At 55.5% G+C, this 21,020-nt stretch carries 23 protein-coding genes and 1 tRNA gene; 2 read left to right on the top strand and 22 right to left on the bottom strand.

From position 1 onward, the window contains the following. Positions 1 to 44: 44 nt before the first annotated feature. The 20 genes from ACYZUC_RS26775 to ACYZUC_RS26680 form a co-directional block, all read right to left on the bottom strand. A complete protein-coding gene (locus ACYZUC_RS26775) occupies positions 45 to 1,643 on the bottom strand; it encodes a hypothetical protein (RefSeq protein WP_461991480.1) in 1,599 nt (532 codons plus the stop codon). 143 nt (positions 1,644 to 1,786) lie between these two features. Further along, positions 1,787 to 2,926: a dTDP-4-amino-4,6-dideoxygalactose transaminase gene (gene rffA / locus ACYZUC_RS26770; RefSeq protein WP_461991478.1), complete on the bottom strand. Its 1,140-nt coding sequence runs from the start codon at positions 2,924 to 2,926 to the stop codon at positions 1,787 to 1,789. 359 nt (positions 2,927 to 3,285) lie between these two features. Continuing rightward, a tRNA-Lys gene (locus tag ACYZUC_RS26765) sits at positions 3,286 to 3,361 on the bottom strand. Positions 3,362 to 3,424: 63 nt separating this feature from the next. Next, positions 3,425 to 4,099 carry a 7-cyano-7-deazaguanine synthase QueC gene (gene queC / locus ACYZUC_RS26760; protein ID WP_461996769.1) on the bottom strand — a complete coding sequence of 225 codons (675 nt, stop codon included), beginning with the start codon at positions 4,097 to 4,099 and terminating at the stop codon, positions 3,425 to 3,427. A 19-nt stretch (positions 4,100 to 4,118) separates the two neighbouring features. Continuing rightward, a complete protein-coding gene (queE, locus tag ACYZUC_RS26755; RefSeq protein WP_042560634.1) occupies positions 4,119 to 4,766 on the bottom strand; it encodes a 7-carboxy-7-deazaguanine synthase QueE in 648 nt (215 codons plus the stop codon). A 165-nt stretch (positions 4,767 to 4,931) separates the two neighbouring features. Beyond that, entirely contained in the window at positions 4,932 to 5,777 is an 846-nt protein-coding gene (gene ybgF / locus ACYZUC_RS26750; RefSeq protein WP_461991476.1) for a tol-pal system protein YbgF, read from the bottom strand. Between the two features lie 6 nt (positions 5,778 to 5,783). Next, on the bottom strand, positions 5,784 to 6,281 hold the full coding sequence (pal, locus tag ACYZUC_RS26745) for a peptidoglycan-associated lipoprotein Pal (protein WP_008027793.1): 498 nt from the start codon (positions 6,279 to 6,281) through the stop codon (positions 5,784 to 5,786). 52 nt (positions 6,282 to 6,333) lie between these two features. Continuing rightward, the gene (gene tolB, locus ACYZUC_RS26740) at positions 6,334 to 7,635 is read right to left on the bottom strand and encodes a Tol-Pal system beta propeller repeat protein TolB (protein WP_412548220.1); all 1,302 of its coding nucleotides are present in this window, start codon (positions 7,633 to 7,635) and stop codon (positions 6,334 to 6,336) included. After that, positions 7,632 to 8,711 (bottom strand): cell envelope integrity protein TolA, encoded by a 1,080-nt coding sequence (tolA, locus tag ACYZUC_RS26735; RefSeq protein ID WP_461991473.1) that lies wholly within the window; start codon positions 8,709 to 8,711, stop codon positions 7,632 to 7,634. The genes tolB and tolA overlap by 4 nt, the downstream gene beginning before the upstream one ends. Further along, the gene (gene tolR / locus ACYZUC_RS26730; protein ID WP_161806672.1) at positions 8,711 to 9,163 is read right to left on the bottom strand and encodes a protein TolR; all 453 of its coding nucleotides are present in this window, start codon (positions 9,161 to 9,163) and stop codon (positions 8,711 to 8,713) included. The genes tolA and tolR overlap by 1 nt, the downstream gene beginning before the upstream one ends. A 23-nt stretch (positions 9,164 to 9,186) precedes the next feature. Continuing rightward, on the bottom strand, positions 9,187 to 9,882 hold the full coding sequence (gene tolQ / locus ACYZUC_RS26725; protein ID WP_008027789.1) for a protein TolQ: 696 nt from the start codon (positions 9,880 to 9,882) through the stop codon (positions 9,187 to 9,189). Next, on the bottom strand, positions 9,872 to 10,339 hold the full coding sequence (ybgC, locus tag ACYZUC_RS26720) for a tol-pal system-associated acyl-CoA thioesterase (RefSeq protein ID WP_008027788.1): 468 nt from the start codon (positions 10,337 to 10,339) through the stop codon (positions 9,872 to 9,874). The genes tolQ and ybgC overlap by 11 nt, the downstream gene beginning before the upstream one ends. 127 nt (positions 10,340 to 10,466) lie before the next feature. Continuing rightward, on the bottom strand, positions 10,467 to 11,528 hold the full coding sequence (gene ruvB / locus ACYZUC_RS26715; RefSeq protein ID WP_008027785.1) for a Holliday junction branch migration DNA helicase RuvB: 1,062 nt from the start codon (positions 11,526 to 11,528) through the stop codon (positions 10,467 to 10,469). Continuing rightward, positions 11,529 to 12,143 (bottom strand): Holliday junction branch migration protein RuvA, encoded by a 615-nt coding sequence (ruvA, locus tag ACYZUC_RS26710; RefSeq protein ID WP_008027783.1) that lies wholly within the window; start codon positions 12,141 to 12,143, stop codon positions 11,529 to 11,531. Positions 12,144 to 12,258: 115 nt separating this feature from the next. Next, positions 12,259 to 12,783: a crossover junction endodeoxyribonuclease RuvC gene (ruvC, locus tag ACYZUC_RS26705; RefSeq protein ID WP_461991470.1), complete on the bottom strand. Its 525-nt coding sequence runs from the start codon at positions 12,781 to 12,783 to the stop codon at positions 12,259 to 12,261. 160 nt (positions 12,784 to 12,943) lie between these two features. Continuing rightward, complete coding sequence (locus ACYZUC_RS26700; protein WP_461991469.1) at positions 12,944 to 13,690, bottom strand: YebC/PmpR family DNA-binding transcriptional regulator; 747 nt, start codon at positions 13,688 to 13,690, stop codon at positions 12,944 to 12,946. A gap of 120 nt (positions 13,691 to 13,810) precedes the next feature. Then, positions 13,811 to 15,586, bottom strand: coding sequence for an aspartate--tRNA ligase (aspS, locus tag ACYZUC_RS26695; RefSeq protein WP_461991467.1), 1,776 nt, complete (start codon positions 15,584 to 15,586; stop codon positions 13,811 to 13,813). A gap of 100 nt (positions 15,587 to 15,686) precedes the next feature. Continuing rightward, positions 15,687 to 15,908, bottom strand: a complete 222-nt coding sequence (locus ACYZUC_RS26690; RefSeq protein ID WP_010457489.1) for an FmdB family zinc ribbon protein — start codon at positions 15,906 to 15,908, stop codon at positions 15,687 to 15,689. Positions 15,909 to 16,044: 136 nt separating this feature from the next. Next, complete coding sequence (locus tag ACYZUC_RS26685; protein WP_008029232.1) at positions 16,045 to 16,383, bottom strand: ribbon-helix-helix domain-containing protein; 339 nt, start codon at positions 16,381 to 16,383, stop codon at positions 16,045 to 16,047. A gap of 259 nt (positions 16,384 to 16,642) precedes the next feature. Continuing rightward, the gene (locus ACYZUC_RS26680; RefSeq protein WP_461991465.1) at positions 16,643 to 17,113 is read right to left on the bottom strand and encodes a Dps family protein; all 471 of its coding nucleotides are present in this window, start codon (positions 17,111 to 17,113) and stop codon (positions 16,643 to 16,645) included. A 308-nt stretch (positions 17,114 to 17,421) separates the two neighbouring features. Between ACYZUC_RS26680 and ACYZUC_RS26675 the strand changes: the two genes are divergently transcribed. Continuing rightward, a complete protein-coding gene (locus tag ACYZUC_RS26675; RefSeq protein WP_008029235.1) occupies positions 17,422 to 18,024 on the top strand; it encodes a cold-shock protein in 603 nt (200 codons plus the stop codon). 61 nt (positions 18,025 to 18,085) lie between these two features. Here ACYZUC_RS26675 and ACYZUC_RS26670 read toward each other — a convergent pair whose 3' ends face one another. Together ACYZUC_RS26670 and ACYZUC_RS26665 are read right to left on the bottom strand one after the other, a co-directional pair. Beyond that, a complete protein-coding gene (locus ACYZUC_RS26670) occupies positions 18,086 to 18,292 on the bottom strand; it encodes a SlyX family protein (RefSeq protein ID WP_008029236.1) in 207 nt (68 codons plus the stop codon). 3 nt (positions 18,293 to 18,295) lie between these two features. Further along, positions 18,296 to 18,721: an HIT domain-containing protein gene (locus ACYZUC_RS26665; protein ID WP_461991463.1), complete on the bottom strand. Its 426-nt coding sequence runs from the start codon at positions 18,719 to 18,721 to the stop codon at positions 18,296 to 18,298. A gap of 917 nt (positions 18,722 to 19,638) precedes the next feature. Between ACYZUC_RS26665 and ACYZUC_RS26660 the strand changes: the two genes are divergently transcribed. Then, the gene (locus tag ACYZUC_RS26660; protein WP_461991461.1) at positions 19,639 to 21,003 is read left to right on the top strand and encodes an OprD family porin; all 1,365 of its coding nucleotides are present in this window, start codon (positions 19,639 to 19,641) and stop codon (positions 21,001 to 21,003) included. Positions 21,004 to 21,020: the final 17 nt, after the last annotated feature.

Raw genomic sequence — 21,020 nt, 5'->3', positions numbered from 1 at the left:
CGGACGATTAAAAACCCGGCCACCACCGCTTTTCGGTGCACGAATCAAAATAACTTGATGGTGATCCAGCCGTTATCCTTGAATTGAGCGTCTAGCACTTTGACATCCCCATCCATGGGCAGTTTTTTGCAAACTACGTTCGTGGGGAAATCCCTTTGCTTTTCAAGCGGCACATACTTCTGTCCCGAAAACGCTTTGATCGAAGCTTCAAAATAATCAACTTTCAACGTTGAGTTGCCTTGCGAACGGCTCTTCAAAATATCGGTAACAGCTTCCATTCGCTCAAGAACAGCACGGCATCCGTTAGCAACCAAAGGAAAGTTGTACTGATAGGAGAATAGTGGCACCGCCATCATCGAAACCGAGTAAGGCAACTTGGCAGACAAATCACTGTCTTGAATAACGATCGACATCGGATCGCTGGAGGCGGCCTTATATTCTTCAACCGAATTAAACTGCAAACCGCGAAAATACGTGTACTCCAGTCTGCTGAAGCTGAATCCATAAGCTTTGAACGTAAGGTATAAAATAATCGAGGCAACAGCAAAACAAGCAAGCCCCGCACCTTTGATCGCATGACACCTTAGAAAATCAAGAAAAACAATAACTGCCAACCCAGCCACAAGACTGGATGAGTAATCAATATAATTCTTGTAGGACAGCATAACCCCAGAGACGACATGCACATTACAGACAAGAAACAACGAAAGCACAATAAAAAACTGGCTATACGCATGCCAAGTGTCTTTTATCGCGAATTGACGGGAAAGAGCAATCTGAACCACAAAAAGACCCAGCGCTACAACGCCGGAAATCGGCAACATTGGCACGTGGCTTTTTATATAGGCATCCGGCATCGCGAGAATGAACGGATCTTTTGACAAAAACAGAAAATCAAAAAACACGAACCCGAAAGATATAGCCAGATAAGAAGCGACGCAAGCGATGCCTATCCGCCAATAGTTCAGGCTCTTATTAAAAAACCATGAATGCAGCAAGATAAAGCCACTGACCAGGAAGTAGGCATAAGATATACCCACATAAAAATATAACAATGGCAACAACACAAACAAACAAAGCAAGCGCCCGGTTTTTAAAAAACCCGCAACCGCCAGCGCAACAAAAAAATAAGACAACTGCGGCTCCGGGGTTCTCAGCGCCGACTGGTAATATTCCCAGCCGTAACCGAATACGCCATAGTCTCTGGTCAGGTGCGCTATAAGCGGATTCCCAAAATTAAAAATAATGGGAGAAAACAAAACTATCGCGGCATAAATTAACGCCCGCCCATAGTCGACATTCAGCCTATGAAGAATAAATACAAGAAGGAAAAATGTGGCCGGGGTCAAGAGACAATCAAACAGAATATTGATCTCCCCCCCACTCAACCCTAGATGTTGGAGGGTATAAACGATCGCTCCGGAAGCCCAGTAACCAGGCACCGTCAAAGAGCCCAACGCGCCTTGATAGCTTAGATAGGTCTCTTCATCCCAGGCGTTTACATAGATAAAATTGACAGATTCAAAGTACGCATAAAGCATGGGAAAGGCGTAAGACAAATATGCCAGCGCCACAAAAACTATCTTAAGAGCCAAACTGGCCGATATTCTTTCAGATGCCTGCTTTAGCGCCGCAAAAAACATAATGCCTAAATCCCCGTCATGAAAACGAACTTCAATATGCCTGTTCCGGAGATAAAAACCTCACGCATCATTGGCACGGATGCCACGAATGGCACCCTGTCCCCCATTGAATCCCAGTACAGCTCTTCGCAAAAAAACGTAGCCTAACCAATGGCTCGCGCCAAGACGTCCACAACTTGATCTTGCTGCTCTGACGTCAGGCCGACCCAAAGGGGTAGTCGCAATAAAGACTCTGAAAGTGCATCGGTATTGTCCATGGAACCATGAACTCTTCCGTAGCGCAGACCGCCCGGTGACGAATGAAGAGGAACATAATGGAATACGGCGGATATATTGTTTCGCTTCAACTCTTCCAGGACAGCCTGTCGATCAACGCCTGGCGCCAGCAACACATAGTACATATGCGCATTGTGCTGGCAGTCTTCCGGCACTATTGGACGACGCAACAAGCCCTTCTGCTCCAAAGGAGCAAGGGCAGCATGATAGTAGTCCCAGACTGCCAATCGTCGATCGGTGATACTTTTAGCTTCTTCAAGTTGTGCCCAAAGAAATGCGGCAATCAACTCTCCCGGCAAGAATGAAGAACCTACTTCCTGCCAGGTATATTTATCTACCTGCCCACGAAAGAAGCGACTGCGGTCAGTGCCTTTCTCACGAATAATTTCAGCGCGTAACGAAAGCTGTGGTTCGTTAACTAAAAGCGCACCGCCCTCCCCCGAAATCACATTCTTTGTTTCGTGAAAGCTGAATGCACCGAGATCACCAATACTCCCGAGTGCACGCCCCTTATAGCTGGACATTACACCCTGGGCAGCATCCTCCACTACTTTGAGACCATGCTTACGAGCAATATGCATGATCGTATCCATCTCACAGGACACTCCCGCATAATGAACGGGAACAATAGCTCTGGTCCGGGGAGTAATAGCTGCTTCAATCAGCTTCTCATCCAGATTCAATGTATCTTTACGAATATCCACAAATACAGGAATCGCACCACGCAGCACGAAGGCATTGGCGGTTGAAACGAACGTATAGGATGGCAAGATCACTTCATCGCCAGGCTCTATGTCCAGCAACAATGCGGCCATTTCAAGCGCGGCGGTGCAAGAGTGAGTGAGGAGCGCGGTATTACAACCTGTGCTTTGTTCAATCCATTGATGACAACGCTTGGTGAAGGAGCCATCACCCGCCAGCATATTCCCGAACTTGGCTTCTGCGATGTAGTACAGCTCTTTACCCGTCATGTATGGACGATTGAAGAATATTTTTTCAGTGTTCATGCCTGCTCCGACTGGGTAAGTTTTGGCTCTGGCTCAGTAGGTTTTCGGAATCACAATGAAAACTACGGTGAGAAAAAGTTGAACCCCCTACTGCCTGGACGACAGAAGGAGACGCCCCGGTCCGGGCTTTCATCTTTTATGTCTCTGCCACTTCCACTTCGTCACAGTATGTCAGATGAGCCCGTCATTCTGAACATCCATGTCGAAATTGGCGCCTGCCGTGGCCCTTACGAAGTCACACGCCTACGAAAGCCATACACAACTGACCCGACCGCGCCGCGCACTTTCTTCCGGGCAAAAAAAAATCCGGAAATCCTCACTTTCGTGGGCCTTCCAGACTTTTAAAACTGCTATAAAAATGGTGGGTCGTGTGGGATTCGAACCTACGACCAATTGGTTAAAAGCCAACTGCTCTACCAACTGAGCTAACGACCCGCTGTGTGGTGGCGCGTATAATACTGATTTTTAAGGACTATTCAACACCTAATTTGAAATAAATCAAAAATAAGGTGTTGGATCGCTGATTCCGGCTGCTGCGAAGCCTTCCGCACGCAGTCGGCAGCTGTCGCATTTGCCGCACGCGTAGCCTTTATCGTCCGCCTGATAGCAGGAAACGGTCAGACCGTAATCGACGCCCAGCTTCACGCCCGCCTGGACGATCTGCGCCTTGCTCAGGTTTTGCAGGGGCGCCTGAATGCGGAAGCCATTGCCTTCGACACCGGCCTTGGTCGCCAGATTGGCCATGCGCTCGAAGGACTCGATGAAATCAGGACGGCAATCCGGATAACCGGAGTAATCGACAGCGTTAACGCCGATGAAGATGTCGCGCGCCCCGAGCACTTCGGCCCAGCCTAGCGCCAGGGACAGAAACACGGTGTTGCGAGCAGGCACGTAAGTCACAGGGATGCCTTCGCCTGCCTCTTCCGGTACATCAATGCTGCTGTCGGTCAGTGCCGAGCCACCGATGCCATTCAGGTTCAAACCGATGACCTTGTGCTCGACCACACCTAAGTCCCGGGCAACACGCTCAGCGGCGTGTAATTCGGCGTGAGACCGCTGACCGTAATCGAAGCTCATCGTGTAGCAGCTGTAGCCTTCAGCGCGAGCCATGGCCACGACCGTCGCCGAGTCGAGGCCGCCGGACAGCAGGATGACCGCACGTTTTTCAGCAATATTCGGTTGTTCAGTCATATCAGCGCCCCGGCTCGTCATTCCAAAGATATTTATGCAGCTGCAGTTGCAGACGCACTGGCAGGTTGTCCGCCACCACCCAGTCAGCCAGATCCCGAGCATTCAGGTCATGGTGACTTGGCGAGAACAGCACTTCACCGGCTCGGCGATCCAGACCGTACTGAATCAGCTTCGACACGGCCCAGTCGTAGTCTTCCCGCGAGCAGATGACAAACTTCACCTGGTCGTTGGGGGTGAGCAGTTCGATGTTCTCATAGAGGTTGCGATGCGCTTCCTTTGAACCCGGGGTTTTCAGGTCGACAACGCGACTTACGCGTGAATCTACCGCCGAGATATCAAGCGCACCACTGGTTTCCAGTGACACTTCGTAACCGGCGTCGCACAACTGCTTGAGCAATGGGATGGCATTGGGTTGCGCCAGCGGCTCGCCGCCGGTGACACACACATAACGCGGGCGGAAACCGGCCACTTGCTCGAGGATGTCGTCGAGCGTTCGGACAGTGCCACCAGAGAACGCATAGGCGCTGTCGCAGTATTGGCAACGCAATGGGCAACCGGTCAGGCGCACAAATACTGTGGGCAGCCCGGCAGTCCGCGTTTCCCCCTGCAACGAGTAGAAAACTTCGGTGATTCTCAATGTGTCTTGCATAGTCGCCACGGGCGTAACAGCTAAACAGGCTGTCCGCCTCCGTCAGCACTTCAAGGAACCCCGCCAACGCGCAGGCCCCAAAAAGCGTATTTCATAAAAAGGGCGTGAATTCTAACGAAAAAACCCGCGACAAGCGCGGGTTTCTTCGAAATGGGTCAAGCACGCTTACATGCGTTGCAGATCGCGTTGGGCCAACTGAGCGGCGGAAGTACCCGGATATTGGGACACAACCTGTTGCAGAATGCCTTTTACCTTGTCGGGATGACCGAGGCGGCGCTCTACATCAGCCAGCTTGTACAGCGAGTCAGGCACTTTGTTGTGCTTTGGGTACAGCTGCGAAACCTTGGCAAATGCCTGACCTGCACCTTGCAGATCGCCTTTGGCCAGGTTTACTTCGCCCAACCAGTACTGGGCGTTGCCCGCGTATTGGCTGTTCGGGTATTTGCGCAGGAAAGCGGAGAAAGCCTGACTGGCTTTGTCGAAATCCTTGGCCTTGATCAAGTCGAAGGCTGCATCGTAATACAGTTTTTCCTTCGCCGGATCCGCCGGTTCGCTACCTGCGGCAGGCGCGTGTGTGGAAGTGGCAGCAGCTGCCGCCCCTGCACCCGCTGCTGCACCGGGGGCATTCAGATCGCCACCGGTAGAAGAATTCTCAGGAGTCGCGGCTGGTGCAACGCCGGTTCCTATGCGCCGATCAAGATCCTGGTATCGCTCCAGGTTTTCCTGCTTCATGCGCGCTACATCATTTTGCAGAACTTCAATCACACCTTGTTGGCGCGAGATCTGCTCCTGCATCGATTGCAGTTGGTTGAACAGCTCGCCCTGTGCCGAGACAGGGGCCGAAACCCCTCCCCCGGCATAGGCGCCGTTCGTACCGTAACCCGCAGGCGGATAACTACTCCCGCTATTGTTATAGCCGGAGTCATTATCGACCACAGGAACCGCAGCCCACACCGCAAGCGGTGCGAGGCTGAGAGCCAAAACAGTTACAGCACGACGGCACGTTCGCATGACGAATTACTTACGCAGTTCGACGCGACGGTTTTGAGCCCAGGACTGCTCGTCGTTGCCGGTAGCAACTGGACGCTCTTCGCCGTAGGAAACCAGTTCCAGCTGAGCTGGGGAAACACCTTGCAGTACCAGGTAGCGTTGAACGGCTTTCGCACGACGCTCGCCCAGTGCCAGGTTGTACTCACGAGTACCACGTTCGTCGGTGTTGCCTTCCAGAACAACGCGAGCGCCGTTTGCTTTCAGGTCTTTGGCGTGAACGTCCAGAGCGCGCATGGCTTCTGGCTTCAGGTCCGAGCTATCGTATTCGAAGTAGAAGGTGGTGATTGCGCGCAGAGCAGCTTCTTCGCTCAGGGAGCCATCAACGGCACCAGTGTTAGCGCCGTAACCAGCGTTTGGATCAACAGCGCCTTCACCGGCGTTGTCGCCGCCTTTGGACGAGCAACCTACAGCTACAGCCATGGCCAGAGCCAGCGCAGCAAATTTACCAAACTTCAGCATTTCCATCGTGAAACTCCTAATGAACCCCAGTGTGTTAAGTACAACGTGTAGCGCCGCGTCAGTTCAGGAAAGGGGACCAGGAAGGTTCTCTGACTTCGCCTTGTGCGGTAGGAAGCGGGAGCCTTACGCGTCCATTAATGGACACGAGCATCAAGACTCCCCGGCCCTGCTGGCGGGTGGCGTAGATTACCATGGTGCCGTTGGGCGCAACAGTAGGCGACTCGTCCAGAGTGCTATCAGTGAGGATTTTTACGCTTCCGCGCTGCAAATCCTGGGCCGCCACCTTGAAATTAGTGAAGCCATCCTGGCGGTGAATCATCACCAGGGTCTTTTCATCAGCCGAAAGCTTCGGGTTGGCGTTGTAGTTGCCGATGAAAGTCACACGCTCCGCACCGCCGCCACTGGCGCTGGTTTTGTAGATTTGTGGCTTGCCGCCACGGTCGGAGGTGAAGTAAAGGGTATTACCATCCTTGCCCCAGAACGGTTCGGTGTTGATGCCAGGACCGTTGGTGACACGGGTCAGCTGACGCGAACCCAGGTTCATCACATAGATATCCGGGTTACCGTCTTTCGACAGAACCAACGCCAGGCGATTGCCATCCGGCGACCAGGCTGGCGCGCCATTCAGGCCTTCGAAGTTGGTGATCTGCTCACGGCGACCGGTGTCGATGTTCTGCATGAAGATGCGCGGACGCTTCTGCTCGAACGACACATAAGCGATGCGCTTGCCATCCGGTGCGAAACGCGGCGACAGGATCGGCTCGCGCGATTGCAGCAGGGTCACGGCGCGGGCACCGTCATAGTCAGAACGTTGCAGTGTGTAGCGCGTGTTCTTCTCGGAGAAACGCTCTGCAGTCACGTACAACAGACGTGTCGAGAACGCACCTTTGATACCGGTGAGTTTTTCGAACGACTGGTCCGCGATGTAGTGCGACATGTCACGCAGTTGATCAACGCTGCCCGACACGCTGCCGGTCAGCACTTGCTGTTCGGTGGCGACGTTGAACAGAGCGTATTGAACCTGCAGGCGACCGCCCGCCGGAGCAATGCTGCCGACCATAACGTACTGGGCGCCGAGCGCCTTGAAGTCACGGTAGATGATTTCGCTGGCCTGGCTCGGCTGGCTGATCATGTTCTGCTTTGGAATCGGCGAGTAGTAACCCGAGTTGCGCAGGTCGTTACCGATGATTTCGGCCATGTCGTCCGGCAACACGCTGCCGCCCTGGTTGCCAAACGGTACGACGGCGATCGGAGTAGCCCGATCGCTGCCGCTGGTGACCAGAATGTTTTTTTCATCTGCCGTCGCGATCCCTGCCAGGCAGCAGATCACGACAAGCATTCCTCGAAGAAGGTTTCTCACAAGGCTAGATCCTCAGGTGTGAATGTCACTTTGAATGACCGATAGGGCGCAAATTCAGCCGGTTTCATTTTCTGTACTTCAATCAATCGTCCAATGTTCTTGACCGCCGCGACCGCCGAAGCATCGAACGGACCGTCGCCGCTGGACTTAAGCACGCTGGCCGACGTGATTGTACCGTCAGGCAACATGCCGATTTGCACCACGACCGACATGCCTTTGCGTGCCGATGGAGGACGAGCCCAGCCTTCTGAAGCGCGGATCCGAATCAAGTCGTCGATGCTACCGGCGACGCTATCGCCCTGCTCGTCGGCTACGGTTGCCTCACGCTCAGTCGTGTCGGAAAGCAAATCTGCAAGGGCCTGAGCCTTTTTGTCTTCGACGGATTTACGCGACGCTTCCTGCGATTTTTTCTTCGCAGCATCGGCGGCAGCTTTCTTCTTCGCGTCTTCGGCGACTTTCTTTTTCGCCTCTTCAGCTTCAGATTTCTTCTTGGCGTCTTCCGCGGCTTTCTTCTTCGCGTCTTCGACGATCTTTTTCTTCGCTTCTTCAGCGGCCGCTTTCTTGGCCTCTTCTTCAGCTGCTTTCTTGGCTTCTTCTTCAGACTTCTTCTTGGCTATATCAGCCAATTGTTTCTCTTCGGCCTTTTTGGCTTCGGCGGTCTTCTTCGCTTCATCGGCTTTCTTGGCTTCATCAGCCTTTTTTGCCTCGTCCGCTTTCTTCGTCTCGTCGGCCTTCTTGGATTCCTCGGCTTTTTGAGCCGCATCTTCCTTCTTTTGTTCCGCGGCTTTGATCGCTTCCTGCTCGATCTTTTTCTGTTCCATCTGTTCGACTTCGGTCTGGCGCGCGGCGGATTTCTTCGCCTCACCTGCAATCTTCTGATTGGTCTGGGTAGTCGCCGGGCTTCTGGACTTCAGTTGGTACAGGGTCGCCTGGACAATCGGCTTGGCCGGCGGCAGCTCCGGTGTGAAGGCAAAACTGACGAACAGCATGCCAAAAACCAGCACGTGCAAGACAATCGCCAGGACACTAGGCCAGAAGTAGCTTTCCGAGGCGGATGGCTCTCGCATTTGCTGCATCAGGGTGCCTCGGTAATCAAGCCAACATTACCGACCCCGGCCTTCTGCAATCCGCCCATGGCACCCATGACGGAACCGTAATCGACGGTTTTGTCGCCGCGGATGAACACCTGGGTACGTTTGCCGCCTTCAGTCCCGGCGCGAATGATCTTGGTCACCGCATCAGTCATCTGAGGCAAGGTCATTGCCCTGTCCTGCTGCTTTTCAGTGTCGACTTCGCTGCCAAGGTTCCAGTAGTAGGTCTTGTCAGCCTTGATCGAAATGGTCAGGACCTGGGTGTTGTTGTCCTGCGGCAAGGCTTCGCTGGAAACCTTGGGCAGATCAACTTTCACGCCCTGATTGAGCATCGGCGCGGTCACCATGAAGATGACCAGCAGTACCAGCATCACGTCGATGTAAGGCACTACGTTCATCTCGGCAACCGGCTTGCGCTTTTTGCGAGCTCGAGCGATTAAAGCCATTGGAAATTACCTGCTTATTCTTCGCTGGTGTGCACTTTGCGGTGCAGGATCGCCTGGAATTCATCGGCGAAGGTGTAGTAACGGCCGATCAGCGTTTCGCTGCGAGCGGCAAAACGGTTGTAAGCGATAACGGCAGGGATGGCGGCGAACAGGCCGATTGCAGTTGCAATCAGTGCCTCGGCGATACCTGGAGCCACAGTGGCCAGCGTCGCTTGCTGGGCAGTTGCCAGGCCACGGAAGGAGTTCATGATGCCCCAGACCGTACCGAACAGACCGATGTAAGGGCTGACGGAGCCGACAGTGGCGAGGAACGGCAGGCTCTGCTCGAGCTTTTCTTCTTCGCGGGAGATGGCGACGCGCATGGCGCGGGCCACACCTTCCATGACCGCTTCCGGGTCAACGCCTGGCTGCTGACGCAGACGGGAGAATTCCTTGAAGCCGGCACGGAAGATCTGCTCGACGCCCGAATCCGGGTCCGGGTTGCTGCCGGCCTGACGGTACAGTTTGGACAGGTCGATACCCGACCAGAAGCGCTCCTCGAAGCTCTCCAGGGCGCGTCGACCGGCGCGCAGCAAGTTGCTGCGCTGAAAGATCATGATCCATGAGGTCACCGATGCGGCTACCAGGATCAGCATTACCAGTTGCACCACGATACTGGCATTGCTGACCAGGCTCCACATGGAGGAATGGTCGACGACGTTAGCTTCCACGCTTTATCTCCTGCTTTGAGTGTGTACCCGCGCCGCTCACGTCGGCAAAGGCCGCACGTAGAGCTTCGGGAATGGCCCGGGGTTTTAAACTTTCAGTGCGCACACAGGCCACCAAAAACTGCCCTTCACAGAGCAGCGCATTATCCGTGGCTCGCCTGACCTGCTGTTTAAAGCGCAGGCTGACACGGTTCAATTCGATTACTTCAGCGCTTACCAGTAGCTCGTCGTCCAGTCGCGCCGGCGCGTGGTAACGCGCTTCGCTGGAATGCACGACAAACAACAGGTCCTCCCCTGCCAGCTGGGATTGGGCAAAGCCCAGCTCCCGGAGCCGCTCGGTTCGAGCCCGTTCCATAAACTTGAGGTAATTAACGTAATACACGATGCCGCCCGCATCGGTGTCCTCGTAATAAACGCGACAACGATGTGCGAAAGGCTCAAGCCCGTTTTGCGCGCGCATACTCTAGTGCTTACTCCTCAGGTTGCCAATCCGGCCAGGCAACTGTTTTTCATTGATCTGCGGCTTTCTCGCGAAAGTACGGTCCTGGGACAGCACAATGCCCGAAAAATCAGCGCGCAAAGGTTAATTAATCGTCCACTGCATCAAGAAACTCGTCTACCACGGGCATCTCGCCCAATCGTGACGGAATGTTTAAACCAAAGTGCAGGTACGCATGCCGGGTGACCACCCGCCCCCGCGGCGTGCGCATGATATAGCCCTGCTGGATCAGATACGGTTCCAGCACGTCTTCAATGGTGTGACGTTCTTCGCTGATCGCGGCGGCCAGACTGTCGACGCCCACCGGGCCACCGTCGAACTTCTCGATCATGGTCAGCAGCAGACGCCGGTCCTGGTGATCGAAGCCACGTTCGTCGACATCCAGCAGATTCAAGGCGAGATCGGCAATCGGCTTGGTGATGTGGCCCTTGGCGCGAACTTCGGCGAAATCACGCACCCGGCGCAACAGTCGGTTGGCGATCCGCGGGGTGCCACGAGCACGGCGGGCGATTTCGAAAGCGCCTTCCGGGTCCAGCGGCAAGCCAAGAATGTTCGCCGAACGGCTGACAATCGTCGCCAGATCAGCCGTGCTGTAGAACTCGAGACGCTGGACGATGCCGAAGCGGTCACGCAGCGGGTTGGTCAGCATGCCGGCGCGTGTCGTCGCCCCCACCAGCGTGAACGGCGGCAGATCCAGCTTGATCGAACGGGCAGCCGGGCCCTCGCCGATCATGATGTCGAGCTGGAAATCTTCCATGGCCGGGTACAGCACTTCTTCGACAATCGGCGACAACCGATGGATCTCGTCGATAAACAGCACGTCGTGCGGCTCGAGGTTGGTCAGCAGCGCAGCCAGGTCACCCGGACGCTCAAGGACCGGGCCCGAGGTGCTTTTGATCGACACACCCATTTCCTGGGCGATTATATTGGCCAGAGTGGTTTTACCCAGACCCGGCGGACCAAAGATCAGCGTGTGGTCCAGGGATTCGTTACGCCCACGGGCAGCCTGGATGAACAACTCCATTTGCTCGCGAACGGTCGGCTGGCCAATGTATTCGGCCAGACTGACAGGACGAATCGCCCGATCCTGGACTTCCTCGCGGTCGCGCGGGCCGGGCGTGGCGGCTATCAGACGATCAGCTTCAATCACTTAGATCATTCCCTTCAGGGCACGGCGAATCATGTCTTCACTGCTCAAACCTTTCTCCTTGATCGCGGAAATCGCCTTGCTGGCTTCCTGCGGCTTGTAGCCCAGGGAAATCAGCGCGCTGACGGCGTCATTTTCCGCAGTAGCGACCGGCGCAATATCCGGCCCGCCTGGCTGGTTTGGCACCAGGGCGAACATCGCCGGCACGGTTTCCCACGCCTTGAAGCGGTCCTTGAGTTCCACCAGCAAACGCTCGGCGGTCTTCTTGCCCACGCCCGGCACCTTGGTCAGGGCCGAGGTGTCCTGAGACTGCACGCAACGTACCAGCTCATCGACTTCCAGGCTCGACATCAACGCCAGGGCCAATTTCGGCCCTACACCATTGAGACGGATCAACTCGCGAAAAAAGTCTCGCTCACGCTTGCTGGCGAAACCATAGAGTAACTGCGCGTCTTCGCGTACGACCAAATGGGTGTGCAACGTCAGCGGTTCACCGACCGACGGCAAGCGATACAGCGTGGTCATGGGCACTTCAAGCTCATACCCCAGACCGTTTACATCCAGAATCAGGTGCGGCGGCTGTTTCTCAGCCAGTGTGCCGCGCAAGCGTCCAATCACGTTTCAGATCCTTGAGCGTTGGCCAGTTCGGTGGCTGGCGACTGACAGGACAAGGGTGTTGCGCCGACAACACAGGCACAAAACCCTCATTCCGTAAAAATGACTGCTGATGCTATCAGAGACGCAGGCGCCCGCCACGACTGCGTGCCGTGCCCAGACCATGAGGCAACAGGCTGGAACGGGTGTGAGCATGGCAAATGGCAATGGCCAGGGCGTCCGAGGCGTCGATTTGCGGTTTACTGGTGAGTTTCAACATGTGCATCACCATCATTTGCACCTGCTCTTTATTCGCCGCGCCGGTCCCGGTCACTGCCTGCTTGACCTGGGTGGCCGTGTATTCGGCGATTTCCAGGTTTTCTTCCGCACCGGCAACGATTGCCGCGCCTCGGGCCTGACCGAGTTTCAACGCGGAGTCGGCGTTGCGCGCCATGAACACCTTTTCGATGCCCATGGTCACCGGCCCGTAGGTCTGGATGACTTCACGCACGCCGCGATAGACAATTTGCAAACGCTCAGGCAACTCGCCGGAACCGGTACGAATACAGCCCGACGCCACGTACACGCAGCCACGCCCGGTATCGCGTACCACGCCATAACCGGTGATGCGCGAACCGGGGTCGATACCAAGAATTAAAGTCATAACGCCTGCGGCTTAAGAGGGTGGGGCCTGCTGATGACACATTACGGGAAAGCGACCCGATCTGTAGGAGCCGACTTGCTGGCGATGACGGCCTTAAGGCAGCGCAAGACTTGAGGGCCTCATCGCCGGCAAGCCGGCTCCTACATGATGGTGTGAGCCCTTAACCGAGCTGTGCGGCCACCGACTCCGGGATATCCGCGTTGGAATAGACGTTCTGCACGTCATCCAGGTCTTCGAGCATGTCGATCAGCTTGAGGACTTTCTCGGCACCTTCCAGGTCCAGTTCGGCGCTGGTGGTCGGCAGCATGACGATTTCCGCATCATCACCTTTGAAACCGGCGGCTTCCAGCGCATTACGCACGGAGTAGAAACCGGCGAACGAGGTGAACACGTCAATGGAGCCATCTTCGTTAGTGACCACGTCATCGGCGTCCGCCTCCATGGCCGCTTCGATCAAGGCGTCTTCATCCACGCCCGGCGCGAAGGAAATCTGCCCTTTGCGCTCGAACAGATAAGCCACCGAACCGTCCGTCCCCAGGTTGCCACCGCACTTGCTGAATGCGTGGCGAACAGCCGCTGCAGTGCGATTGCGGTTGTCGGTCATGCACTCGACCATTACCGCCACGCCACCCGGGCCGTAACCTTCGTAGCTCAGCTCGACCATGTCGTCGGTATCGGCAGCACCGGCACCGCGAGCCACCGCGCGATCGATGATGTCTCGGCTCATGTTCGCGCCCAGCGCCTTGTCCAGGGCCAGTCGCAGACGCGGGTTCGAGCCCGGATCACCGCCGCCCTGACGGGCAGCAACGGTCAGTTCACGAATCCACTTGGTGAAAATCTTGCCCTTCTTGGCATCCTGACGTTCTTTGCGGTGCTTGATGTTCGCCCACTTGGAATGACCCGCCATAACTCGCTCCGAATTCTCTTTGAAACATTGCCCGCCGCACACGGAGTGCCGGCCAGCAAACAAAAAATCTCGACCTAAAGAAAAGGCGCATCCCATGAGGATGCGCCTTCAGGGTCAGCCTTACTCAGCCTTTGGCGTTTCGCGCAGACGAATGTGCAGTTCGCGCAATGCCTTGGCATCTACAGCACCCGGAGCCTGAGTCATGACGTCAGCCGCGCTCTGGGTTTTCGGGAAGGCAATCACTTCACGGATCGACTGGGCACCGGTCATCAGCATCACCAGACGGTCCAGACCGAAGGCCAGACCACCGTGCGGCGGCGCGCCGTATTTCAGGGCGTCGAGCAGGAAGCCGAATTTCTCTTCCTGTTCCGCTTCATTGATACCCAGCAGGCGGAATACCGTCTGTTGCATTTCCTTGCGATGGATACGGATCGAACCGCCACCCAGCTCGGTACCGTTCAAAACCATGTCGTAGGCACGGGACAGAGCGGTCGCCGGGTTGGCTTCCAGCTCTTCCGGGGTGCATTTCGGCGCGGTGAACGGGTGGTGCAAGGCAGTGAAGCTGCCGTCGTCGTTTTCTTCGAACATCGGGAAGTCGACGACCCACATTGGCGCCCACTTGCAGGTCAGCAGGTCCAGGTCGTTGCCGACCTTGATCCGCAGCGCACCCAGGGCTTCGCTGACGATCTTGGCTTTGTCGGCACCGAAGAACACGATGTCGCCATCAACTGCGCCAACGCGATCGAGGATCACGTTGAGGTTGGCTTCAGGGATGTTCTTGACGATTGGCGACTGCAGGCCTTCAACGCCTTTGGCGCGCTCGTTGACCTTGATGTACGCCAGGCCTTTGGCACCGTAGATGCTGACGAACTTGGTGTAGTCGTCGATCTGCTTGCGCGGCATGCTCGCCGCGCCAGGAACGCGCAGGGCGGCGATACGGCATTTCGGATCGTTGGCCGGGCCACTGAAGACCTTGAAGTCGACTTCTTTCAGCTGATCGGCAACGTCCACCAGCTCCAGCGGGTTACGCAGGTCCGGCTTGTCGGAACCGTAACGACGCATGGCCTCTTCGAAGGTCATGTGCGGGAATTCACCGAATTCCAGATCCAGCACTTCCTTGAACAGCTGGCGGATCATGCCTTCGGTGAGGCCCATGATGTCTTTTTCATCGAGGAAGCTGGTTTCGATGTCGATCTGGGTGAATTCAGGCTGACGGTCGGCACGCAGGTCTTCGTCGCGGAAGCACTTGGCGATCTGGTAGTAACGGTCGAAGCCGGCCACCATCAGCAGCTGCTTGAACAGCTGTGGCGATTGCGGCAACGCAAAGAACGAGCCGGCGTGAGTACGGCTCGGCACCAGGTAGTCACGTGCGCCTTCAGGGGTGGCACGGGTCAGGATCGGTGTCTCGACATCGAGGAAGCCGTTTTCGTCGAGGTAACGACGGATGCTGGTGGTCATGCGCGAACGCAGACGCAGCTTCTCGAGCATTTCCGGGCGACGCAGGTCGAGGAAGCGATAGCGCAGGCGGGTTTCTTCACCGACGTCGGAGAATTCGTTGAGCGGGAACGGCGGGGTTTCCGATTCGTTCAGTACTTCCAGCTCGTAGCCCAGCACTTCGATCATGCCCGACGCCATGTTGGCGTTGGTGGCACCGGCCGGACGCAGACGAACCTTGCCGGTGATCTTCACGACATATTCGCTGCGCACGCGGTCGGCGGCGGCGAAGGACTCAGCGCGGTCCGGGTCGAACACCACCTGGGCCAGACCGTCACGATCACGGATATCGAGGAAAATCACCCCACCGTGGTCACGGCGACGGTGAACCCATCCGCAAAGGGTAATTTCCTGGCCTTCCAGGCTTTCGTTCAGTTGGCCGCAATAATGGCTGCGCATCATGGTAGTGGTTTCACTTCTCGTAATTCGAAATTCGGTTAGAGGCCTTGCACACGGGTTGGCGCAAGAGCTCGCACGTGTCGTTCAACTCAGGTTCCAGACCCTAGTCGGCTTTATCGCCGCCGGCCAGGTTCTTCTTGGAACCGGTCTTGAAATCGGTTTCGTACCAGCCGGTGCCGCTAAGGCGGAAGCCCGGCATGGACAGCATCTTCTTAAGCTCTGGCGCCTGGCAGGCAGGGCAGTCGACCAGCGGTGCTGCGCTGATCTTTTGAATGGCTTCCAACTGATGACCACAGGAAGCACATTGATAGTCGTACATCGGCATGGGGGTTGTCTCGGCGATCAGATTGCTACCGCGCACGCTGGGTTTTGCGGCAAAGAGCGGGATTATATCCATTAAATGCAGCCTGTGCAGCCGTAAGACTGCACAGACTGACACACGATGCATTCCGCCATCACGGCTAGGCCATGACGACGCAACTCCCCTCCTTCAGGCTGTGCACAACGCAGACAACCCGCACCAGCCCGCTGAAATTCTTCACCCCGCCGTGGCGCAAATGCACTTCTCGATCCACGTGAGACAACAACGCACTGACCGAGCAGCAATTGATCCTGGCCATTTCCCCCAAGATATCCCAATACACCTGCTCAAGCCGCAAGCAGGTGGCAAAGCCATTCAAGCGTACGGATCGGGATAATGGCTGGGCCAGGCCCATATCGAACTCACTGACAAACGGATCGATCCTTACATCCTTGAATGAACCGTTCCTCCCCTCGCTTCGCCTGTCTTCATAAACCATACCGTTGACACTCCTTTGCCATACCTGGTTCTTATAAGAGTCATGCTGTGATTCTTATAAAAGCGCAGGCGCAAAGTTATATCCAGATGACTTTTTGACCATCCACGTAGGATAAGCCAACAACTGAAGGCGGATCATGGAGACCGTCCTAGTCCGGACAATCTCCTACACACATCGGCGCAAAATCATTCAACGAAGAGAGGCCGAAACGACAGCGCGCGGACAAAGCCTGCAAGGCTCCATCCGCGCACTGAGCGCGTTACTCATCCAGCAAGGCGCGCAACATCCATGCGGTTTTCTCGTGAACCTGCATGCGCTGGGTCAGCAGATCCGCCGTGGGCTCGTCGCTGACTTTGTCGAGCAGGGGAAAGATCCCCCGCGCGGTACGCGTGACGGCCTCCTGCCCTTCGACCAGTTGCTTGATCATGTTTTCTGCGCTGGGCACGCCCGGCTCCTCCTTAATAGAAGAAAGGCGCGCATAAATGGAATAGGCACCCGGAGCAGGAAAGCCCAGCGCGCGAATGCGCTCGGCAATCGAATCGACCGCCAGGGCCAACTCGTTATATTGCTCCTCGAACATCAGGTGCAGGGTCCGAAACATGGGACCGGTGACATTCCAGTGGAAATTATGGGTTTTCAAATAAAGTACATAAGTGTCCGACAGCAGACGTGAAAGTCCGTCGACGATGGACTTGCGATCCTCTTCACTGATACCGATATCGATTGCCATGCTTTTCCCCTAAAGGTGATCAAATTCATCCGACAGGTGCAGGACCACTCTAGCAAGCCTGTCGCCACACCGCAGGCGGGATTGCCCCCAGTCCCTGCGACAAATCGCCCCCGATGCACCGCTGGACTCCCTGATTTGAGTAGCCGCAAGCTTTGCTGTTAAATAGACAGTGTGTCGCGAGGCCCTATTTTTCCGGGCGTTGCGCATAGGCTGATAACGAGTACGTGCCCAACGCCTCTTATTGTTCTGAAGCGAACCGTGCTCCATCAGCTCTTCCTTGTGATCCGTCTTAACGTGAGTTAATCAAAATGTTGAAAATCGTCCACCTGCTAATGGGCGCAGCAGCCCTGCTGCTGTCCTTCATCCCTAGCCTGCGATCCGAAGCTGTTCCTTACCTGCAACAACCCGATGCGCTTTACCTGGCCTTTTTCGGCCTGCTCAACCTCACCCTCGCACCTGTAATCCCTTACTGGAACAAAGGCCCGCGTCATCAACTGCAAAACCTGGTCAGCGCCCTGCTGGTTCTGACTGTCGTATTGCAAACCCTGACGCTGCTCGCGCCGATGCCTGTCATCGCCGGTCAACCTGCCGTACTGTTCAGCCTGGTGGCGGCCCTGATCGCCGTGCTTCTTCATCTGGCCATCAGCTTCTACAAATCTTCACCGGCCACCGCTTCGCCAAGCTATGACATGACCAACCGCGATACCGGCACCGTGAAGTGGTTCAACACTTCCAAAGGCTTCGGGTTTATTTCCCGTGATTCCGGCGATGATATTTTCGTGCATTTCCGGGCCATTCGTGGCGAAGGTCATCGCGTCCTGGTCGAAGGCCAGCGCGTGGAGTTCTCCGTCATGAATCGTGACAAAGGCCTGCAAGCCGAAGACGTGATCGCTGCTCTCCCGCGACGCTGATTCAAGGCTAAAAAAAACCGCGAACAGCCTGGCTGATCGCGGTTTTTTTATGCCTGCATGTTCAGTAATGCGGCGGTGGCGCTTCTTCTTCGAACGTTTCGAACTGGCCGGCCATTTCCTCCTGACGCTTGAGCAAGGCCGCCATTTGCAGTTGCAGACGCTCAACGGCACGCTGCTGCGTCGCCAGCACATCGCTCAATGCCTGGATGGTGTCATCCTGAAAGGCCAGTTGGCTCTCCAGATCGGTAACGCGTTCTTCCAGGCTCATGGCTCAACCCTCCAGAAACGTAAAATCATCGGTCAACACCAGACGCAGCCGCTCGCGAATCACCGCGATCTGCTCTGCACTGTAAGGCTTCGCCGGGTGCTTGCCCCAGACCGGAGCCGGCCAGGCGGCATCCTCACGTTTGCGCACAATCACATGCATGTGTAACTGACTGACGACGTTACCCAGGGCCGCGACGTTCAATTTGTCCGCGTCGAACGAGTCCTTGAGCATTTCCGCCAGCTCGGTCGTTTCCTTCCAGAGCTGCAGCTGATCAGCGACATCCAACTGAAATATCTCGCTGATATCGTCGCGACGAGGTACCAGGATGAACCACGGGTAGTTCGAATCATTGGACAACAGCAACCGGCTGAGCGGGAAATCCCCGATCGGTAACGTGTCTTGTTGAAGTCGTGGATCTAAAGCGAACACTGCGCGCACTCCCCTCTGGTCATCATTTTCAGCTTAGCGCCCCTCCACGCAGGGCGACGCACCAAGCGACAGGACGGCAGCATACCTGTGAACACCACCGCCTTCACGACGAACCACGGTCGAAGGCCCATCGAAATTCGAGCGACCTGCAGAATGCTCGCCCCGACATGAGACATTTTTCGCAAGGGCGCACCATTACAGAACCGATCATCATGCAAAAAACGCTGAAATGACTGACAGACAACGACCTGTTCGCATTCACCCAACAGTCATGCTGTATGAATTCAGTACAGCGATTAAAATTTTTTGCACCAAAACCGCACAGTGCGTCTACGCTGAGTGCGTCGGGTATCCGCCAATTACCCACTGACGGGGTGAACCGGTAACATTTTTGGTTGTCACGCAGTCGGCCAAGAGGGCGCAACACGATGCAAACCGTGGCGTCAAGCCCCATTAAAAGGTGCTTGTAACCCCCGGTTTTATGAGGTTTTTACGGTAACACGCAGGCGTTCAGAAAAAAAAACAGCAAATTGCTGATTTGTGCACGCTTGTTGCATTCACACTCACATCGCCTGCAAGGCAACCACTGGAAGTGGAAGCCTTCAAGGCAATAAAAACAGTGGCAGGGTTGCCCGATGGAGATTCAAACGCTTCACCAAGGACTCTTTTTACCGATGCTCAAGCCCCCGGAAAACAGCGCTGAAGTTGTCATTCCTATTGCATTGGGGCTGTAAATTTGCGACATCTACCAAGCCGTTTGCGACAGGGTCGTAAAGAAGCTGAAAGGTTAGGTACGCAAGTATCGCCAATATGGTCGGCGTGATATAAGTTTGCGCCGACACAAAAAGAAAGAGCCGCCCAGATAATAAATCAGGTGGGACGGCAGTACTCTTCTAAAACCAAAGGAGCAAATCACGATGCGCGTGATGAAGTGGAGCATGATCGCACTGGCAGTTGCAGCAGCAGCCAGTACCCAAATGGCTACGGCCGCACCTTTTGTAAGCGACCAGTCTGAAGCCAAAGGTTTTGTTGAAGACGCCAAGTTGAACTTGCTGGTTCGCAACTACTACTTCAACCGTGACAACAAAGACGGCGGCCACGACGTCAAAGACTGGACCCAAGGTATCTGGGGCACCTTCAACTCCGGTTACACCGCGGGTACCGTTGGTGTTGGCGTTGATGCATTCGGTTACCTGGCCATCAAACTGGATGGCGGCGATGGCACTTCCGGTTCGGGCAACATGAGCCGTAGCAACGCCGTCAAGGCCAACGGTTATGCCCACGAAGTCAACGACAGCCAGGGTAAAGCCGGCGCGGCCATTAAATTCCGCGTCTCCAAAACCGAGCTGAAACTCGGCGACATGTCGCCAAGCACTGCTCCAGTGTTTGCTGTTGGTGGTTCCCGTATCCTTCCTCAAGTTGCCAGCGGTATCCAACTGCAGAGCAGCGAAGTCAAAGACCTTGACCTCGAAGGCGGTCACTTCTACTCGGGTTCCAGCCAGGACAAAAACGCCCGTGACGGCGACCTGTTTGCAAACTACGCCGGCGTGCAAGCCGACAGCATCGACTACATCGGTGGCAAGTACGGCATCAACGACAACCTGAGCGTGTCGCTGTACGGTGCCCAGCTGGAAGACATCTGGAACCAGTACTACGCCAACGTGAACCTCACCACTCCATTTGGTGGTGACACGTCGCTGAACACTGACTTCAACATCTATCGCACCACCGATACCGGTGATTCGAAAGTCGGTGACATCAGCAACACCGCATTCTCGCTGGCAACTGCTCTCTCGTTCCTGAAAGCACACACCATCACCCTGGCCTTCCAAAAGGTTAATGGCGATACCCCGTTCGACTACGTCGGTATCGGCAAGAACAACCGCGGTGGCGACTCGATCTTCCTCGCCAACTCCATCCAGTACTCCGACTTCAACGCTCCTAACGAGAAGTCTGCCCAGATTCGCTACGATCTGAAAATGGCTGAGTACGGCGTTCCTGGTCTGAGCTTCATGACCCGTTACGTTAAGGGTTGGGACATCGATGGCACCGGTCTGGCTGCCAACAGCAAATACCGTAACAACGACGGCGACCCGCTGTACGGAAAAGACGGCAAACACAACGAAACCAACTTCGAAGCCAAGTACGTTGTTCAGTCTGGCCCGGCAAAAGATCTGTCCATTCGCTTCCGTCAAGCTTGGCACTTTGCTAACGCCGACGAAGGTGAAGGCGACGTGAAAGAGTTCCGTGTGATCGTCGACTACCCACTGTCGATTTTGTAATCGCATCCAGTTAGTTT

It is taken from the genome of Pseudomonas sp. GT1P32, from assembly GCF_054897805.1.
This window is presented reverse-complemented; position numbering and strand designations above follow the sequence as displayed.

Coding starts and splice junctions, on each gene's coding strand:
- ACYZUC_RS26775 (WP_461991480.1), bottom strand. CDS start 1,643: ATGTTTTTTGCGGCGCTAAAGCAGGCATCTGAAAGAATATCGGCCAGT.
- rffA (WP_461991478.1), bottom strand. CDS start 2,926: ATGAACACTGAAAAAATATTCTTCAATCGTCCATACATGACGGGTAAA.
- queE (WP_042560634.1), bottom strand. CDS start 4,766: ATGCAAGACACATTGAGAATCACCGAAGTTTTCTACTCGTTGCAGGGG.
- ybgF (WP_461991476.1), bottom strand. CDS start 5,777: ATGCGAACGTGCCGTCGTGCTGTAACTGTTTTGGCTCTCAGCCTCGCA.
- pal (WP_008027793.1), bottom strand. CDS start 6,281: ATGGAAATGCTGAAGTTTGGTAAATTTGCTGCGCTGGCTCTGGCCATG.
- tolA (WP_461991473.1), bottom strand. CDS start 8,711: ATGCAGCAAATGCGAGAGCCATCCGCCTCGGAAAGCTACTTCTGGCCT.
- ybgC (WP_008027788.1), bottom strand. CDS start 10,339: ATGCGCGCGCAAAACGGGCTTGAGCCTTTCGCACATCGTTGTCGCGTT.
- ruvC (WP_461991470.1), bottom strand. CDS start 12,783: ATGACTTTAATTCTTGGTATCGACCCCGGTTCGCGCATCACCGGTTAT.
- ACYZUC_RS26700 (WP_461991469.1), bottom strand. CDS start 13,690: ATGGCGGGTCATTCCAAGTGGGCGAACATCAAGCACCGCAAAGAACGT.
- aspS (WP_461991467.1), bottom strand. CDS start 15,586: ATGATGCGCAGCCATTATTGCGGCCAACTGAACGAAAGCCTGGAAGGC.
- ACYZUC_RS26690 (WP_010457489.1), bottom strand. CDS start 15,908: ATGCCGATGTACGACTATCAATGTGCTTCCTGTGGTCATCAGTTGGAA.
- ACYZUC_RS26685 (WP_008029232.1), bottom strand. CDS start 16,383: ATGGTTTATGAAGACAGGCGAAGCGAGGGGAGGAACGGTTCATTCAAG.
- ACYZUC_RS26680 (WP_461991465.1), bottom strand. CDS start 17,113: ATGGCAATCGATATCGGTATCAGTGAAGAGGATCGCAAGTCCATCGTC.
- ACYZUC_RS26675 (WP_008029235.1), top strand. CDS start 17,422: ATGTTGAAAATCGTCCACCTGCTAATGGGCGCAGCAGCCCTGCTGCTG.
- ACYZUC_RS26670 (WP_008029236.1), bottom strand. CDS start 18,292: ATGAGCCTGGAAGAACGCGTTACCGATCTGGAGAGCCAACTGGCCTTT.
- ACYZUC_RS26660 (WP_461991461.1), top strand. CDS start 19,639: ATGCGCGTGATGAAGTGGAGCATGATCGCACTGGCAGTTGCAGCAGCA.